Origin of the sequence: Pseudonocardia sp. EC080619-01, from assembly GCF_001420995.1 — a bacterium.
Taxonomy (GTDB): Bacteria; Actinomycetota; Actinomycetes; order Mycobacteriales; family Pseudonocardiaceae; genus Pseudonocardia.
On sequence record NZ_CP012184.1, the window covers coordinates 4,427,900 to 4,445,251 of the forward strand.

A 17,352-nucleotide genomic window follows, 5' to 3' on the forward strand; every position below is an offset into this window, starting at 1 on the left:
CGCTCATCGTCGTCCTCCCAGGAAGGACGCCACGCCGGCCACCAGGAACGCGCCCGCCGCCATCGCGGCGCGCGTCCACATCGCACCGGCGTCGCGGGTCGGGACGACCGGGTCCGGCGGCAGTCCGTAGACCTCCGGCTCGTCGAGCAGGAGGAAGAACGCGCCGTCGCCGCCGACGCCGTCGTCCGGGTCGCGCCCGTAGAGCCGGGCCTCGTCGACACCGAGCCCGTGGAGCGTCTCCAGGCGCCGGTCGGCGCGCTCGCGCAGCTCGTCGAGCGGTCCGAACTGGATCGAGTCGGTGGGGCAGGCCTTCGCGCACGCGGGCTCGAGGCCGTCGTGCAGGCGGTCGTAGCAGAGCGTGCACTTCTGTGCGCGGCCGTCGCCCTCCCGGCGGTCGATGACGCCGTACGGGCAGCCGGAGACGCAGTAGCCGCAGCCGTTGCAGATGTCCTGCTGCACGACGACGGTGCCGAACTCCGTGCGGAACAGCGCGCCGGTCGGGCAGACGTCGAGGCAGCCGGCGTACGTGCAGTGCTTGCAGACGTCGGAGGACATCAGCCAGCGGAAGTCGGTGCGCACCTCGGCGCCGGTGGCGTCGCCGGGCCGGGAGAACGCCGGCATGCCGAGCGGCTCCGGCTCCGCCCCGTCCCGCCGCGGCCTCGTCCCGAGCTCGCCGCCGAGCTCCGGCGACGCCGCGAGTCCCCCGGCGACCGAGGACTGCATGATCCCGGTCGCCGTCGCGCCGACGGGTGCGGCGTCGAGGCCGGTGTCCTGGCAACCGGAGCGGCGCGGCTGCTCGATGAAGGCGACGTGCCGCCAGCTGTCGGCGCCGAGCGAGCCGGTGTTGTCGAACGACATCCCGAGCAGGTCGAAGCCGTCGTCGGGGACGCCGTTCCACTGCTTGCAGGCGACCTCGCAGGCCTTGCACCCGATGCACACCGACGTGTCGGTGAAGAACCCCATGCGGGGCGGGTGTTCCGGGTCGTAGCCGGCGTCGCCGGCCACGTCGTCCAGGGGGCCGTAGACGCTGTTCCGCTCCGTCACGGTGCCTCCTCCAGCGGTGTCCCGATCCCGGGCACGCCGGGCGGCCGGTCGTCGGGGCGGGCGGTCGGGTCGAGGTGCGGGGCGCCGTCGTGCACCAGCTCGGTGTTGGTCGCCGGGGTGATCCCGGCCAGCGAGCGCACCTCCTCCAGGAGGGCGGTGAGCTCCGCACCGCGCGGGCGCGGCCCGGGCCGGACGTCGCAGGTGATCACCTTGGTCTCCTGGATGAAGACGTTCGGGTCCTCGACCACACCGAACAGGTCGTTGACGACGTCGCCGCGGACCAGCCCGGTGGAGCCCCAGTGGTAGGGCATCCAGATCTGGTGCACGGTCGTGTCGCCGATCCGCAGGGGCCCCATCCGGTCGGTGACCATCACCCGTGCCTCGACGGCGGACCGGCTGGTCACGACGTGCGCGGTGCCCATGTGCTCCAGGCCCCGCTCGCGGGCCAGCTCCGGCGAGACCTCCACGAACAGCTCCGGCTGCAGCTCCGCGAGGAACGGCAGCTGGCGGCTCATCGCGCCGGCGGTGTGGTGCTCGGTCAGCCGCGACGTCGTCAGGACGAACGGGAAGACCTCCCAGCCCTTCTCGTCCGCGGCCGGGTTCGACGGGTTGTCCTTGCGCCCGAACACCCTGCGGGTCGGGTTGGACTGCTGGAGGTAGAGCTCGTTGCGGATCGGCGACTCGTGCGGCTCGTAGTGCGTGGGCAGCGGCCCGTCGGCGACGCCGGTCGGCGCGAACAGCCACGCCTTCCCGTCCGGCTGCATGACGAACGCGTCGTCGCCGCCGAGGGCGTCCGGCCCGACGGTGTCGGGGCCGGGTTCGTGCCCGGGCGGGGTGGTCGCCACGAAGTCGGGGACGTCGTGCCCGGCCCAGCGGCCGGCGTCGTCGTCCCACCAGAGGAGCTTCTTGCGCTCGCTCCACGGGCGTCCCTGCGGGTCCGCCGAGGCCCGGTTGTAGATCACGCGCCGGTTCATCGGCCAGGTCCAGCCCCAGTCGGGGGTCTCGTCCGGGGTGCCGTGGTGCGGCTCGCGCCGGGCGGCCCGGTTGATCCCGCCGGCGTAGACCCCGCTGTAGATCCAGCAGCCCGACGACGTGCTGCCGTCGGCCTTCAGCCCGGCGAACCCGTCGAGCAGCTCACCCGTGGCGAGGTCGTAGCCGTTGATCCGGCGCAGGACGTCGTCGGGGGAGGGCTCGGCCCACTCGCCTTCGCCCTCGAGCTCGTAGTCCCAGGCCAGGTTCCGGACCGGGAGGTCGCGCGGGTCGGTGGAGCCGGCCAGGCGCTCACGCACCAGGCGTCCCAGGTGGTAGGCGAACCACAGGTCCGAGCGCCGGTCCCCGGACGGCTCGACGGCCTTGGTCCGCCACTGCACCATCCGCTGGGTCTGGGTGAAGGTGCCGTCCTTCTCCACGTGCGACGCCGCCGGGAGCAGGAACACCTCGGTCCGGCACTCCTCGGTCACGATCTCGCCGGTCTCGATCTCCGGCGAGTCCTTCCAGAAGCTCGCCGTCTCGATGTCGACGAGGTCCCGGACGACCATCCACTCGAGGTTCGCCATCCCGAGCCGCTGCATCTTCCCGTGCGCCGACCCGACCGCCGGGTTCTGGCCGAGGACGAAGTAGCCGAAGACGTGGCCGTCGATCATGTCCATGACGGTGCGGTACGTGCCGTGGTCGCCGTCGATGCGCGGCAGCCAGTCGTACCCGAAGTCGTTCTCCGGGGTCGCGGCGTCGCCGAACCACTCCTTGAGCATCGACACCAGGTAGGCGTCGCTGTTCCAGCCGAAGCCCTTGCGGCCCTTGGCGCGCAGCGCCTCGACGTAGGTGCCGGTGTCGGCCTGGCCGACGCTCGGCATCGGCAGGTAGCCGGGCAGCAGGTTGAACAGGGTCGGGATGTCGGTCGAGCCCTGGATGGACGCGTGCCCGCGCAGCGCGAAGATCCCGCCGCCGGGACGGCCGACGTTGCCGAGCAGCAGCTGCAGGATCGCCCCGCACCGGATGTACTGCGCGCCGACGCTGTGCTGGGTCCAGCCCACGCTGTAGACGAGCGACGTCGTGCGGTCCCGTCCGGAGTTCGCCGTCCACGCCTCGCAGACGTCCGCGAACTGCTCGGGCGACACGCCGCAGACCCGCTGCACGGTCTCGGGGGTGTAGCGGGCGTAGTGCCGGCGCAGCACCTGGAACACGCAGCGGGGGTGCTCCAGCGTCGGGTCGGCCACCGGCTCGCCGGTCCCGTCGGTCTGGAACCGCCAGCTGTGGGTGTCGTAGCTGCCGGTCTCGGCGTCGTAGCCGGAGAAGACGCCGTCGTTGTCCTCGGCGTCGACGTAGTCCTCGGTCAGCAGGTACGACGCGTTGGTGTACGCCGCGACGTACTCACGGAAGGCGAGGTCGTTCTCCAGGACGTGCCGCACGACGCCGCCGAGGAACGCGATGTCCGAGCCCGCGCGCAGCCGCACGTAGGTGTCCGCGACCGCGCTGGTCCGGGTGAACCGCGGATCGATGTGGATCACCCGGGCGCCCCGGGCCTTGGCCTCCATCACCCACTGGAACCCGACCGGGTGCGCCTCGGCCATGTTCGAGCCCATGATGATGATGCAGTCGGCGTCCACCAGGTTCTGCTGGTGATTGGTCGCGCCGCCCCGACCGAACGAGGTCCCCAGACCGGGAACCGTGGCGGAGTGTCAAATACGCGCCTGGTTCTCGATCTGTACCGCGCCCCAGGACGTGAACACCTTCTTGAGGAGGTAGTTCTCCTCGTTGTCCAGGGCGGCGCCACCGAGCGCGGCGATGCCCATGGTGCGGTTCAGCGGGCGGCCCTCGTCGTCGGCGTCCTGCCAGCCGCGGCGGCGGGCGTCGACGACGCGGTCGGCGATCATGTGCATCGCCGTGTCGAGGTCGAGGTCGGTCCACTCGGTGGCGTACGGCGCGCGGTAGCGGACCGTCTCCAGCCGTTGCGGGCCGGTGACGAGCTGGGTGCTGGCCGAGCCCTTCGGGCAGAGCCGCCCGCGGGAGATCGGCGAGTCCGGGTCGCCCTCGATCTGGACGACCTTCTCGTCCTTCACGTAGACCCGCTGCCCGCAGCCGACCGCGCAGTACGGGCACACGGAGCCCGCCCAGCGGTCGGCGGTCGCGGTGCGGGCGCGGAGGCCCTCGGACCGGGCGGACTGCGCCGCCGCACCCCGGCCGAGCCGGTCACCACCGGTCAGCTGGCGGAGGACGGGCCACGAGCCCAGCCATCCCACGACGTCCACGCCTGCTCCGTTCCGATCGCCTTCCCGCACAACCTAGGCGGACCGGGGCGGCGCCGCGCGGTCGATCGGGAACCCTGGAGGCATGATCGACCGGATCGATCGACGGCGGACCGGGGCTAGGCTCGCCGGATGGCGGGGGACGTGCAGCTGCGGCAGCTCGAGTACCTCGTCGCGCTGGCGCGGGAGCAGCACTTCGGGCGTGCCGCGGCGGCCTGCCACGCGAGCCAGTCGACCCTGTCGGCGGCGTTGCAGACGCTGGAGCGCCAGCTCGGCGTGACGATCGTGCAGCGTGGCCACCGGTTCCAGGGGTTCACCGCGGAGGGCGCCCGCGTCGTCGGCTGGGCGCACCGGATCCTCGCCGAGCGGGACGCGCTGCGGACCGACCTGGACCGGATGCGCGGCGGCCTGTCCGCGGTCGTCCGGATCGGGGCGATCCCCACCGCCGTGCCGGCGACGGCGGCGCTGACACTCGCCTGGACGCGGGCCCACCCGCGGGCCGGGACCCGGATCGAGGTCCTGCCGTCGCGCGAGATCGACCGCAGGCTCGCCGAGTTCGAGCTCGACGCCGGGCTCACCTACCTCGACCCCGACGACGACGGCGACACCGTGCTCCCGCTGTACCGGGAGCGGTACCTGCTGCTCACCGGCGCCGCCGGGGTCCCGGCGGACCGGACGGAGGTCGGCTGGGCCGACGTCGCCGGGGTGGAGCTGTGCGCCCTCACCCGCGGCATGGAGAACCGCCGGATCCTCGACGACGCGGTCCGCCGTGCCGGTGGCGAGCCGCGGATCGTGGTCGAGACCGACACCGTCGCCGCGCTGTACGCGCACCTGGCGACCGGCCGGTGGTCCGCCGTCATCGCCCACACCTGGCTGCGGGCGTTCGGGGTGCCGCCGGGGATGCGGGCGCTGCCCGTCGTCGGCGAGGGCCCGCTGCCGACGGTCGGGCTCCGGCTGGGCGACCAGGGTCCGGCCTCGTACGTCGCCGGCGCGTTCCGTGACGCCGTCGCCGGCGCGGACGTCGCGGCGGACCTGGAACGCGACGGCGAGGAGGCCCGGTAGGCCCGGCGGTTCAGTAGACGTCGCGGACGTAGCGCCGGTCCTCGGCGAGCCGGGTGACCCAGGCGTCGGCCTCGTCCGGGGCGAGCCCGCCGTGCCGGGCGACGACGGTGCGGAGCGTCCGGTCGACGTCGCGCGCCATCCGGGTCGCGTCGCCGCACACGTAGAGGTGGGCGCCGTCCCGCAGCCACGACCAGAGCTTCGCGCCGTTCTCCGCCATCCGGTCCTGCACGTAGACCTTCGTCCGCTGGTCCCGGGAGAACGCCAGGTCGAGATCGGTGAGCACGCCGTCGCGGCGCAGCGTCTCGAGCTCCTCGCGGTAGTAGAAGTCGGTCGACTCGTGCTGCTCACCGAAGAACAGCCAGTTCGGCGACCGGTCGCCACGGGCCCGTCGTTCCTCGAGGAACCCGAGGAACGGCGCGATCCCGGTCCCCGGCCCGATCATGATCATCGGGACGCCGTCGGCCGGCGGGCGGAAGTGCGGGGCGGGACGGATCCCGACCGGGACCGGGTGCCCCTCCGGGGCGTCGGCGAGGAACGCGGAGCAGACCCCGGTCCGGGCCGTGCCGCGCGGGTTCGCGAACCGGACCACCGACACCGTCAGGCTCACCTCGTCGGGGCGCTCCAGGGGACTCGACGAGATCGAGTACTGCCGCGGGCGCAGCGGGCCGAGCACGTCGGCCCACTCCTGGGCGGTGGCCCGGACACCGAACTCGCCGACGACGTCGACCGCCTGTCTGCCCCACGACCAGCGCTCCAGCTCGCCGCGGTTGTCCGGCCGGAGCAGCTTGCCCGGCAGCGCGTCCGCGCAGCGTTCGGCGACGAACCGCAGCAGCGCGGGGCTCGCCCGGGTGATGTCGAGCCGGTCGCGCAGGGCCGTCCACAGCGGTACCGCGTCGCCGTCGAGCTCCACCTCGGTCGCGCCGTCCAGCCCGGTGGCCGCCAGCCACTCGCCCACCAGGGCCTCGCTGTTTCTGGGGGTCACGTCGAGGGCGTCGCCCGCCTCGTAGGTCAGGCCGGTGCCGGACAGGTCGAAGGTGAAGCGGCGGACCTCCTTGCCGGCGCCGGGCCGGCTGAGGAGGCGGTTGCCGACGAGCGGCGCGGGCTCGGTTGCGCGGCGCGCGGTACCCGGGCTGCCGGACGCCCCGTCCGGTTCGCGGGTGTCCCCGGTCAGGGCGGTGACGACGGCGTCGAGCCAGCGCTGCGCGCCCTCCTCGTACTCGGGCTCGCAGTCGACGCGCTCGACCAGCCGGTCCGCGCCCAGCTCGGCGAGCCGGTCGTCGAGCCGGCGGCCGTGGCCGCAGAAGTCGGCGTAGCTGGAGTCGCCCAGCGCGAGGACGGCGAAGCGCCGCCCGTCGAGGGAGCCCGGCTCGGCGCCGGCCAGCGACTCCCAGAACCCCGCGCCGTTGTCCGGGGCCCCGCCGTCGCCGAAGGTGCTGGTCACGACGAGCAGATCGGCGTCGGGCGGGAGCTCGGCGAGGCCGCTGCCGCCCATGTCCGTCACGGTCGGGGTGCGGCCCGCCGCGGCGAGCCGCGCGGTCAGGGGGCCGGTCGCGAAGTCCTCCGCGGTGCCGGTCTGCGACGCCCACAGGACGACGACCGGCCGGCTCCCGGTGCCCGCCACGCTGCCGGGGGAGTCCGGTGCGCCGGGGGAGGAGCGGGAGAACATCCCGGCGAGGACGCCGTCGACCCAGGTGGCGTGCTCCGGGGCGAACGGGGCGCCGGGCGGCAGCACGGGCACGACCCCGTCCGGTGGTGCGGCCTGCAGCCCGCGGACGAAGCCCGCCAGGTACCGGCGTTCGGTACCGCCGAGCTCCGGCTCGGCCTGCCCGGCCAGGCCGAACACGGCCTCCAGCGGGTGTGCCGCCGCCGCGACCGGTTCCGGCTCGCGGGGCGCCGGGACCGGGGCGACGGCGACCGCGCACACCTTGAACTCGGGCTGGAACGACTGCGGGTCGACGGCGTCGCTGGTCACGGCGTTGACCGCGAGGTACTCGCCGTAGCGGTCGTTCCAGTGGAACGGGGCGAACAGGGCGCCCTCGCGCACCCGGTCGGAGACGGCGGCGGGGACGACCGCCCGTCCGCGCCGGGAGGTCAGCTCCAGGCCGTCGCCGTCGGTGACGCCGAGCCGCTCGGCGTCGGCCGGGTGGATCTCGACGTACGGCCCGGGGTTCAGCCGGTTCAGTGCCGCGACGGTCCCGGTCTTGGTCAGCGTGTGCCACTGGTGCTGCACGCGGCCGGTGTTGAGCAGGAACGGGTGGTCGTCGTCGGGCATCTCCGCGGCGGGCAGGTGCGGGCGGGGGAGGAACGCGGCGCGCCCGCCGGGCCGCGGGAACCACAGCCGCGGCGTCCCGCCGCCGGGGCGGGTGCCGCGGGCCTGGCTGCGGCCGTCGTTGAGGTAGCGGACCGGGTTGCGGTCCCCGGCGCCGGGCGCGGCGGGCCACTGGACCGGGGCCTCGCGGAGCCGGTCGTAGTCGACACCGCGCAGGTCGTAGCCGGTCGCGGGGTTGTGGAACCGGCGGATCTCGGCGAACACCTCCTCGGCGCTCGCGTAGGTGAAGGCGTCGGCGAAGCCCATCTCGCAGGCCACCCGGGCGATCAGCTCCCAGTCCGGGAGGGCCTGGCCGGGCGGGTCGACCGCGCCGGGGACGAGCGTCAGGTTCCGCTCGGAGTTGACCATGACGCCGTCGCTCTCGGCCCACATCGCGGCGGGCAGCACGACGTCGGCGTAGGCGTTGGTCTCGGTGTCGGCCACCACGTCCTGCGTGATCACCAGCTCGGCGGCCTCGAGCCCCTCGATCACCGTGCGGCGGTTCGCGACGGAGGCGACCGGGTTGGTGCAGACGATCCAGCACGCCTTGATCGCGCCGTCGGCCATCCGGGAGAACATGTCGACGGTGCCCTGCCCGGCGTCGGACCGCAGGGTGCCCGCGGGGACGCCCCACTCCTGCTCGACGAACTCGCGGTCGTCGGCGGAGAGCACCGAGCGCTGGCCGGGGAGGCCCGGGCCCATGTAGCCCATCTCGCGGCCGCCCATGGCGTTCGGCTGGCCGGTGAGCGAGAACGGCCCGCTGCCGCGGCGGCAGATCGCGCCCGTCGCCAGGTGCAGGTTGACGAGCGCGTTCGTGTTCCAGGTGCCGTGGGTGCTCTGGTTGAGCCCCATCGTCCAGCAGCTGGTCCAGTTCTCCGCGCCGCCGATCAGCTCGGCGGCCCGCCGGAGGTCGTCCTCGGCGAGCCCGGTGATCCCGGCGACGACGGCGGGCGGGTAGTCCGCGAGCAGGGCGGGCATGTCCTCCCAGCCCTCGGTGAACTCCTCGACGAACGCGGTGTCGACGTGCCCGTTCTCCTGCAGCAGGTGCAGGAGACCGTTCAGCAGCGCGAGGTCGGTGCCCGGGGTGATCTGGAGGAACAGGTCGGCCCTGTCCGCGGTCGCCGTCCGGCGGGGGTCGACGACGATCAGGGTCGCCCCGGCCGCGACCCGGTCCATCATGCGCAGGAACAGGACCGGGTGGCAGTCGGCCATGTTGGAGCCGATCACGAGGAAGACGTCGGCGTGGTCGAGGTCGTCGTAGGAGCCGGGCGGGCCGTCCGAGCCGAGCGACAGCTTGTATCCGGTGGCGGCCGACGCCATGCAGAGCCGGGAGTTCGACTCGATCTGGCTGGTCCGCACGAACCCCTTGGCGAGCTTGTTCGCCAGGTACTGCGCCTCGGTGCTCATCTGCCCGGACACGTAGAAGGACAGCGCGTCGGGCCCGTGCTCGTCGAGGATCGCGCGCAGCCGGCGGGCGGTGGAGGTGATCGCCTCGTCGACCGGGGTGGCGACCGGCTCGGCGCCGCGCTCGGTGCGGGTGAGAGCCGTGCCGAGACGGCCGGGCGCCCGGAACAGCTCCGCACTGGTGGCGCCCTTGGTGCACAGCCGCCCCGCGTTGGCCGGGTGCTGCGGGTCGCCGGTGGCCCGGCGGACGCTGCGCTCGCCGGAGGGCCCGGCCCCGATCTCGAGCAGGATCCCGCAGCCGACCCCGCAGTAGGTGCACACGGTCCGCGCCGTGGTCGTTCCGGTCCCCGTGGCCGCCACCGTGTCCCGTCGCCTCCCGCCGTCGCGCCCGGGTCGATCCCGGACGCCGGTGACGGTAGGGCCGGGGCGTTATCCGGCCGTGACATGCCGTCAACACAGGATTACAGGGCCCTCACACCGGCCGGTCGCCGGGTGTGCGCTCCTGACCTTCCGGCATGCAATAACATTGTTGTGTTATGTTTCGGGTCCACGCCGAGAGGAGAACGACGATGACCGTGGAACTGGTGCATCCCGAGCGGGTCAACCGGGTCGACGTCCACCACCAGGTCGCCACCGCGCAGGGGTCGCGCACGGTGTACCTGGCCGGGCAGGTGTCCTGGGACACCGAGGGCACGCTCGTGGGGCCGGGCGACGTCGCCGCGCAGGCCGAGCAGTGCTACCTCAACGTCGCCGCCGCGCTCGACGCGGTCGGGGCGACGGCGGCCGACCTGGCCAAGGTCACCGTGTACGTCGTGGGCCTCGACGAGGCGAAGGCCGGGCAGTTCGTCGTCGGGCGCGAGCGGGCGGCCGCGAGGCTGGGCGTCGAGTTCCAGCAGCCGAGCACCTGGATCGGGGTCACCTCGCTGGCCGCACCCGGCTACCTCGTCGAGGTCGACGCCGTGGCCGTCCTGCCCTGAGGCGAAACGACGATCTGCGGGTCCCGGGCCATGGCGGGTCGGCGTGTGCGTCCTTATGATCCTCGCCGTGCCGCAGTTCCGGACATCGGAGGATGCCCCGGGCGGGGACGTCACCGTCGACGTCCACCCCGGACCGCCGGGACGGCGCGCACACCGACGCACCGTCCGACCTCCCGGAGGACCCTCGTGAAGATCCGTTCCACTGTCCGCGTCGCCGGAGCCGCGGTCGCCGCGACCGCGCTGGCCGTGCTGGCCGGCTGCGGCGGGGGCGAGTCCGGTGGCGGCGCCGCCCCGGAGAGCGCCCAGGCCCAGGGCGGGACCCTCACCGTGTTCGCGGCCGCGTCGCTGACCGGCACCTTCGAGGAGCTGGAGAAGCAGTTCGAGGCCGCCAACCCCGGGACCGACGTCACGTTCAACTTCGCCGGCTCCTCGACCCTGGCCCAGCAGATCAACCAGGGCGCCCCGGCGGACGTGTTCGCCTCGGCCGACCAGAACAACATGAAGAAGGTGACCGACGCCGGCAACCAGCAGGCCGAGCCCACCGTCTTCGCGACGAACACGCTGCAGATCGCGGTCGCCCCGCAGAACCCGAAGGCGGTCGCGTCGCTGCAGGACCTCACGAAGCCCGACCTGCGGACCGTGGTCTGCGCGCCGCAGGTGCCGTGCGGCTCGGCGACCGAGAAGGTCGAGCAGGCGGCGGACGTCGACATCACGCCGGTGTCGGAGGAGCAGGACGTCAAGGCCGTCCTCCAGAAGGTCACCACCGGCAACGCCGACGCCGGGCTGGTCTACAAGACCGACGTGACGGCGTCGAAGGGGCAGGCCCAGGGCGTCGACTTCCCGCAGGCCGCGGACGCGGTGAACGACTACCCGATCACCGTCCTGAAGAACACGCAGGACGCCGAGCTGGCGCAGAAGTGGGTCGACTTCGTGAACGGTGAGCAGGGCAGGCAGGTCCTCACCACCGCCGGGTTCGGCGCGCCGTGACACGCGGCTGACACCCATGCACGACGGACGCGGGGCGGGCACCGGAGCGCCGGTGCCCGCCCCGCGCCGTGTCAGCCCTCCGGCGTCGTGGGTTCCGCTGCCACGAAGTCCCGGCGGGTCAGCCGCCTGCGGAACACCCAGAACGTCCAGGCCTGGTAGCAGAGCACGACCGGCGTGACCACCGCCGCCACCCACGTCATGATCGTGAGCGTGTACGGCGTGGAGGACGCGTTGTCCACCGTCAGCGAGAACGCCGGGTCGGTCGTGGAGGGCAGGACGTCCGGGTACAGCGACCCGAACAGCGTCACCGCGACCGCGACGATCGCCGTCGTCGTCGCGGTGAACGCCCAGCCCTCCCGGCCCCGCGCCACCAGCACCGTCGCCCCCACCAGCCCGCCTGCCGCGACGGCGACCGGCGCGAGGACCCAGAGCGGGGCGCCGTCGACCAGGGTCCAGGCGCCGAACACCCCACCGGCGGGGACGGCCAGCACGCCCGCCGTCACCGCGACGGCGGCGGACCGCTCCCGGACCGGGCCGTCGGTCTTCAGCGCCAGGAACACCCCGCCGTGCAGCGCGAACACCAGCACCGTGGTGATCCCGCCGAGCAGCGCGTACGGGTTGAGGAGGGTGAGCAGGGTGCCGGTGAACTCGTGGTCGGCGTCGAGCGGGACCCCGCGTACGACGTTCGCCAGCGCCACCCCGACCAGCAGCGCCGCGGCCAGCGACGACCCGGTCAGGATCCGGTCGAGCACCGGCGCCCAGCGCGGTTCCTTCCCCCGGTACTCCAGCGCGATCCCCCGCAGGATCAGCGCCACCAGCAGCAGCAGGAACGCCAGGTAGAAGCCGGAGAACAGGCTCGCGTACCACTCCGGGAACGCCGCGAACATCGCACCGCCGGCGACCAGCAGCCAGACCTCGTTGCCGTCCCAGACCGGCCCGATGGTGCCGAGCGCGACCTTCCGGTCGTACTCGTCACGGGTCACCGCGGGCAGCAGCATCCCGACGCCGAAGTCGAAGCCCTCCAGGCACAGGTACCCCGTCCACAGGACGGCGATCAGTACGAACCACACGTCGACGAGCTCCACGACCGCGTCCTCCTCAGTAGGTCAGGGCCGGCGGCTCGGCCGGGTCGGGTTCGGGGGCGGGACCTGCCGGGGCGCCGTCGCCCACCGGGGTGCCGGCCGCCGGTGGCCCGGCCCTCACCGCCCGCACCAGCAGCACCACCTCGACCACCGCGAGGACGCCGTAGAGCAGGGTGAGCACGACCAGCGACGTCAGCACGGTCGCCCAGCCGACCGAGGGGGAGACGCCGTCGGCGGTGCGCAGCACGCCGAACACCACCCACGGCTGCCTGCCGGTCTCGGTGAAGATCCAGCCCGCCGAGTTCGCGGCGAACGGGGTGACCAGCCCGGCCAGCGCCGCGACGCCGAACCAGCGGGGCACCCGGCGGGCGCGACGGCGGGTGAGCCACAGCCCGACGAGCGCGACCAGACCGGCGAGCAGGCCGAAGCCGATCATGAACCGGAACGTCCAGTACGTCATCGGGATGTCGGGCGTGTAGAGCCCCGGACCGAAGGTCGCCACCGCCTGCGCCTGGAGCTGGCGGATGCCCTCGACCTGGCCGTCCCAGGTGCCGGTCGCCAGGAACGACAGCAGCCGCGGCACACGCAGGCTCCAGAGCTCCTGCGTCCCGTCCGGGGTGCCGATCGTGAACAGCGAGAACGACGCCGGTGCGACGGTGTCCCACAGCGCCTCGGCCGCGGCCATCTTCATCGGCTGCTGCTCGGTCATCAGCCGGGCCTGCAGGTCGCCGGTCACCACGACACCCAGGCCCGCCACCAGCACGGTCCAGAGCCCGACCCGGGCCGAGGGCCGGAACACCTCGGGATGGCGGTCCTTCGCGAGGTTCCAGGCGCTGATGGCGACCAGGAACATCCCGGCCGTGACGAGGCAGGCGGTGATCGTGTGGGAGAACGCGGCGACCGCGGTCGAGTTGGTGAGCAGCGCGCCGAAGTCGTTCAGCTCGGCGCGGCCGGACTCCGGGTTCACCGTGAAGCCGACCGGGTGCTGCATCCAGGAGTTCGCGGCGAGGATGAAGTACGCCGACAGCACGGTGCCGATCGCGGCCAGCCAGATGCAGGCCAGGTGGACCCGCCGTGGCAGCCGGTCCCATCCGAAGATCCACAGGCCGAGGAACGTGGACTCCAGGAAGAACGCGAGCAGCGCCTCGATCGCGAGCGGCGCGCCGAACACGTCACCGACGAACCGGCTGTAGTCGCTCCAGTTCATCCCGAACTGGAACTCCTGGACGATGCCGGTGACCACACCCATCGCGAAGTTGATCAGGAAGAGCTTCCCCCAGAACTTCGTCATGCGCAGCCAGCGCTCGTCGCCGGTGGCGACCCAGACCGTCTGCATGCTCGCGACCAGCAGCGACAGGCCGATCGTCAGCGGGACGAACAGGAAGTGGTAGACGGTGACGATCGCGAACTGCCACCGCGCGAGATCCAGGTTCATCGCGTCCTCGACGCCCCCTCCGGACGACCGGCGGGACCGGTCCGCCGGCCCCGCTCCGTCGATCGTGGTTCGTGGCGGGGCATCGCGAACCGGGCGGACGGCCGGTCCCGGCCGGGACCTCCGTCCCGGGGTGACCGGTCCCGGGTCCGCCCCCACGCGGGCCCGGGACCGGAGGTCAGGCGGGTTCGACGACCTGTTCCGGCCGCCGCCGCGGCGTGGCGGGGACGGGGACGCCGTGCCCGAGCCGCAGCACGACCTGGGGCGGGCGGGTCCCGCCGAGCAGCCTGCGGACCCGCTCGCGCACGTCGGGGACCTCGACCAGCTGGGACAGGAACGACGCGGACAGGCCCTCCGCGGTCGCCGTCAGCAGCACCCGCTGCAGCGCCTCCCCGGCCCGCAGCTCCTCGCGCGGGCCGTCGGTGTGCACGCTCAGCACGGCGATCAGCGGATCGGACTCGAAGGCCGCGGGCGCCGGGCGGGGATGACGGTCACCGGCGAAGTCCCGCGTCACCCACGGCTGGTTCGGCGGCGGGCAGGGCCCGCCGGCGCGGGCGGGGACACCGTCGTCGCGGTCGCTCCCGAGCCCGGTCCAGGACGCGAGCTCGGCGGTGAACGCGGCGTCCCCGCACTGCCTGCGGTGCGCCTCCCGGGCGAGCCTGCCCAGCTCGGCGAGGTCGTCGGGATCGGTGACGAGGTCCAGCCAGGCCCCCTCGTCGAACGCGGCCCGGCGCAGTGCCGCCCGGACCGGCCGGGGCACCGGGGTGTCCCGGAACGGCCGCCGGTTGGTGTGCCGGCGCGGTACCGCCTCGAGCATCCGGCGCTGGTCCTGCGTGACCGTCGTCGGCGGTACGGCCCCGCCGTGCCGGACGACGGCGACCAGCTCGGGATCGTGCGGTTCGGGGAAACGGCTGACCAGCGGCCGGACCCCGGCGGCGGTGAGCGCCAGCCGGAGGGTGAACAGCGCCGCGCCGCAGCCGACCCGCAGCTCGCGGTCGGCCGGGTCGGCGACCGGGACCCGGCGAGTGGGATCGGCGCGCAGGTCGATCCGGTCCGGGCGCAGCCGGAACAGCCACGGCTGGCTGTTGTGCAACGACGGCGCCCGCGTGGCGAGCCCCAGTACCGCGTGGACGGCCCCGTCGTCGAGCCCGAGCGTGCGGGTGACCGTCCCGCGGTGGCAGGTGGTGTCCATTCCGGTCCCTCCCCCACGTCGGCAGCGGCTGCGTCGCGAGGCCGCCCGGTCGCCGTCGATGGTGTCCCGGGCCGCCCCCGGTGGTCAGGTCCGAAGGTCCCGCGATACCCGGGCCACCCGGACCGCTTGTGCGCGTGCGGGCCCGGTGCCAGGTTCGGTACCGGCGGGAGGAGTCCGGATGGACGAGAACGCGAGCGGTCCCGGCGAGCTGGCCCGGTTGCTGTCCGGGCTCCGCCTGGACCAGCTGATCGGCGAGGTGCAGGACCGGCTGGGCGAGATCGCGGGCACCCGCAGGCGGATGCAGCGGCTGCTCGACGCGGTGCTCGGCGTCGCCGCCGGGCTGGAGCTCGACGCGACGCTGGAACGGATCGTCCAGTCGGCCGTCGACCTGGTGGACGCCCGCTACGGAGCGCTCGGCGTGCTCGCGCCGGACGGCTCGATCGCGCGGTTCATCGACGTCGGGCTGGACGACGCGACACGGGCGGCGCTCGGGCGCCCGCCCGAGGGCAAGGGCCTGCTCGGGCAGCTGATCGAGGATCCCCGCCCGCTGCGCCTCGACGATCTCTCCGCACACCCGGCGTCGTCCGGCTTCCCGCCGAACCATCCGCCGATGGCCAGCTTCCTCGGCGTCCCGATCCGGGTGCGGGAGGCCGTCTACGGCAACATCTACCTGACCGAGAAGATCGGGCCGGGCGGGGCGGCCGCCGGGTTCACCGCCGACGACGAGCTGATCCTGCAGGCGCTGGCCGCCGCGGCCGGGATCGCGGTGCAGAACGCCGACCTGTTCGAGCAGGGGCTGCTGCGCCAGCAGTGGCTGGAGGCCTCCGCCGAGATCCGCGGCGAGGTGCTGGCCGGTACCGACGAGCCGGACACGCTCGCGCTCGTCGCCCGCCGGTGCCTCGAGCTGAGCCGGGCCGACAGCACGCTGATCGCGCTGGGCCCCGGCGACGACGACGGCGGGTTCCGTGAGGGCGCCACGGCGGGCCGGGCCTGGCCGTCGGGCGGGCTCGGCGGGACCCTGCTGCGCGACGTCGTCGAGGGACTGCAGCCGGTGCTCGCCGACAGTCCCCGCGCGTTCCTCGACTCGCCCGCCGACGGCGGCTCCGCGGGGCCCACCGTCGCCGTCCCGATGCGTGCCGTCGAGCGGGTGATCGGGGTGCTGATCGCCCAGCGCCGGTCGGGGGACCCACCGTTCCGCCCGTCCGAGGTGCCACTGCTGGTGTCGTTCGCCGACCAGGCCGCGCTGGCCCTGGAGCTGGGGGAGAAGAACCGCGCCCAGCAGCAGCTCGCGGTGCTCGCCGACCGTGACCGGATCGCCCGCGACCTGCACGACCACGTGATCCAGCGGTTGTTCGCGGTCGGGCTGAAACTGCAGGGGACGCTGCGCCGCACCGCCGACGGCCCGGCCCGGGAGCGGGTCGAGCAGGCCGTCGACGAGCTGGACCGCACCGTCCGCGAGATCCGGACGACGATCTTCGACCTGCAGACGGCCGAGCACGGTCCCGGCGGGCTGCGCCGCAGGCTGCTCGACACCGTCGCGGAGGCGACCGCCGAGTCGGGGCTGACGACCTCGGTGCAGACCGACGGCCCGGTCGACACGCTCGTCCCGGCGACCGTGGCGACGCACCTGCTCGCGGTGGTGCGGGAAGCGGCGACGAACACCGTCCGGCACGCCGGCGCCTACACCCTGACGGTCACGGTGCGGGCCGGCCGCGAGCTCGGCGCCGAGATCGTCGACGACGGTCGGGGGATCGGGGGCACCGGGCGGCGCAGCGGGCTCCGGAACCTGGCGGAGCGGGCGGTGGAGCTGGACGGGACGTTCGTCGCGGACACGCCGGACACGGGCGGGACCCGTGTGGTGTGGACGGTCCCGCTGCCGTGAGCCTCAACGCTGCCCGCGGCGCCGTTCGACGGCGTACACGGCGGCCTCGGTGCGCCGGGCGTAGCCGAGCTTGTGCAGGATCGAGGAGACGTAGTTCTTGACGGTCTTCTCCGCCAGGTGCAGCTCCCCGCCGATCTGCCGGTTGGTCAGCCCGTCCGCGATCAGCTCGAGGATCCGCTGCTCCTGCGGGCTCAGCGACTCGTAGCGGGGGTCGGACTGCGTGGCGGTGTCGCCGCGGCGCAGCCGCTCCAGCACCGCGGCCGTCGCCTTCGGGTCGAGCAGCGAGCCGCCCGCGGCGACCGTGCGGACCGCGCCGACGAGATCGACCCCGGCGACCTGCTTGAGCAGGTAGCCCGACGCACCGGCCATGATCGCGCCGAACAGGGCCTCGTCGTCGGCGTACGAGGTCAGCATCAGGCAGGCCGGGGGCGGGGTGACCGCCGACCGGACGTCGCGGCAGACGCTGACGCCGTCGCCGTCGGGGAGCCGGACGTCGAGGATCGCGACGTCCGGCCGCAGCGCGGGCAGCCGCACCGTGGCCTGGGAGGCGGTGGCGGCCTCCCCGACGACCTCGATGTCGTCCTCGAGCTCGAGCAGCTGGGCCAGTCCGCGGCGCACGATCTCGTGGTCGTCGAGCAGGAACACCGAGATCGTCACGATCGCCTCCGCACGCCGTCGTCCCCGTCGGGCCCGAGACTATCCGCCGGCCGCCGGGACGGGTGCCGTCCGGACGGCCC

At 73.9% G+C, this 17,352-nt stretch carries 11 protein-coding genes; 4 read left to right on the forward strand and 7 right to left on the reverse strand.

Annotated elements, in window-relative coordinates; all coding sequences use genetic code 11:
- Positions 1–3 precede the first annotated feature (3 nt).
- Positions 4–1,044, reverse strand: a complete 1,041-nt coding sequence (locus tag AD017_RS20755) for a 4Fe-4S dicluster domain-containing protein (protein ID WP_060575199.1) — start codon at positions 1,042–1,044, stop codon at positions 4–6.
- On the reverse strand, positions 1,041–4,292 hold the full coding sequence (fdnG, locus tag AD017_RS20760) for a formate dehydrogenase-N subunit alpha (protein WP_227012800.1): 3,252 nt from the start codon (positions 4,290–4,292) through the stop codon (positions 1,041–1,043). Before fdnG ends, AD017_RS20755 begins: the two co-directional genes overlap by 4 nt.
- A gap of 129 nt (positions 4,293–4,421) precedes the next feature.
- Here fdnG and AD017_RS20770 point away from each other — a divergent pair, with 129 nt between their 5' ends.
- Entirely contained in the window at positions 4,422–5,351 is a 930-nt protein-coding gene (locus tag AD017_RS20770) for a LysR family transcriptional regulator (RefSeq protein ID WP_060575200.1), read from the forward strand.
- A gap of 10 nt (positions 5,352–5,361) precedes the next feature.
- On the opposite strand, the gene AD017_RS20775 is transcribed toward AD017_RS20770, so the two are convergent.
- The gene (locus AD017_RS20775; RefSeq protein WP_238591954.1) at positions 5,362–9,384 is read right to left on the reverse strand and encodes a bifunctional nitrate reductase/sulfite reductase flavoprotein subunit alpha; all 4,023 of its coding nucleotides are present in this window, start codon (positions 9,382–9,384) and stop codon (positions 5,362–5,364) included.
- Between the two features lie 248 nt (positions 9,385–9,632).
- Between AD017_RS20775 and AD017_RS20780 the strand changes: the two genes are divergently transcribed.
- The gene (locus AD017_RS20780) at positions 9,633–10,040 is read left to right on the forward strand and encodes a RidA family protein (protein ID WP_060575201.1); all 408 of its coding nucleotides are present in this window, start codon (positions 9,633–9,635) and stop codon (positions 10,038–10,040) included.
- A 186-nt stretch (positions 10,041–10,226) separates the two neighbouring features.
- A complete protein-coding gene (gene modA / locus AD017_RS20785; protein WP_082398844.1) occupies positions 10,227–11,027 on the forward strand; it encodes a molybdate ABC transporter substrate-binding protein in 801 nt (266 codons plus the stop codon).
- Between the two features lie 71 nt (positions 11,028–11,098).
- Here modA and cydB read toward each other — a convergent pair whose 3' ends face one another.
- The 3 genes from cydB to AD017_RS20800 all read right to left on the reverse strand — a co-directional run bounded on the left by cydB (position 11,099) and on the right by AD017_RS20800 (position 14,733).
- A complete protein-coding gene (gene cydB / locus AD017_RS20790; RefSeq protein ID WP_060575202.1) occupies positions 11,099–12,112 on the reverse strand; it encodes a cytochrome d ubiquinol oxidase subunit II in 1,014 nt (337 codons plus the stop codon).
- A gap of 13 nt (positions 12,113–12,125) precedes the next feature.
- Complete coding sequence (locus tag AD017_RS20795) at positions 12,126–13,544, reverse strand: cytochrome ubiquinol oxidase subunit I (protein WP_060575203.1); 1,419 nt, start codon at positions 13,542–13,544, stop codon at positions 12,126–12,128.
- 175 nt (positions 13,545–13,719) lie between these two features.
- Positions 13,720–14,733: a nitroreductase gene (locus AD017_RS20800; protein ID WP_010240107.1), complete on the reverse strand. Its 1,014-nt coding sequence runs from the start codon at positions 14,731–14,733 to the stop codon at positions 13,720–13,722.
- Between the two features lie 178 nt (positions 14,734–14,911).
- On the opposite strand from AD017_RS20800, the gene AD017_RS20805 reads away from it, so the two are divergent.
- Positions 14,912–16,615 (forward strand): GAF domain-containing protein, encoded by a 1,704-nt coding sequence (locus AD017_RS20805; protein ID WP_060575204.1) that lies wholly within the window; start codon positions 14,912–14,914, stop codon positions 16,613–16,615.
- Between the two features lie 3 nt (positions 16,616–16,618).
- Here the strand turns inward: AD017_RS20805 and AD017_RS20810 are convergent, their stop codons facing one another.
- A complete protein-coding gene (locus AD017_RS20810) occupies positions 16,619–17,272 on the reverse strand; it encodes a response regulator transcription factor (RefSeq protein ID WP_010240103.1) in 654 nt (217 codons plus the stop codon).
- Between the last annotated feature and the right edge of the window lie 80 nt (positions 17,273–17,352).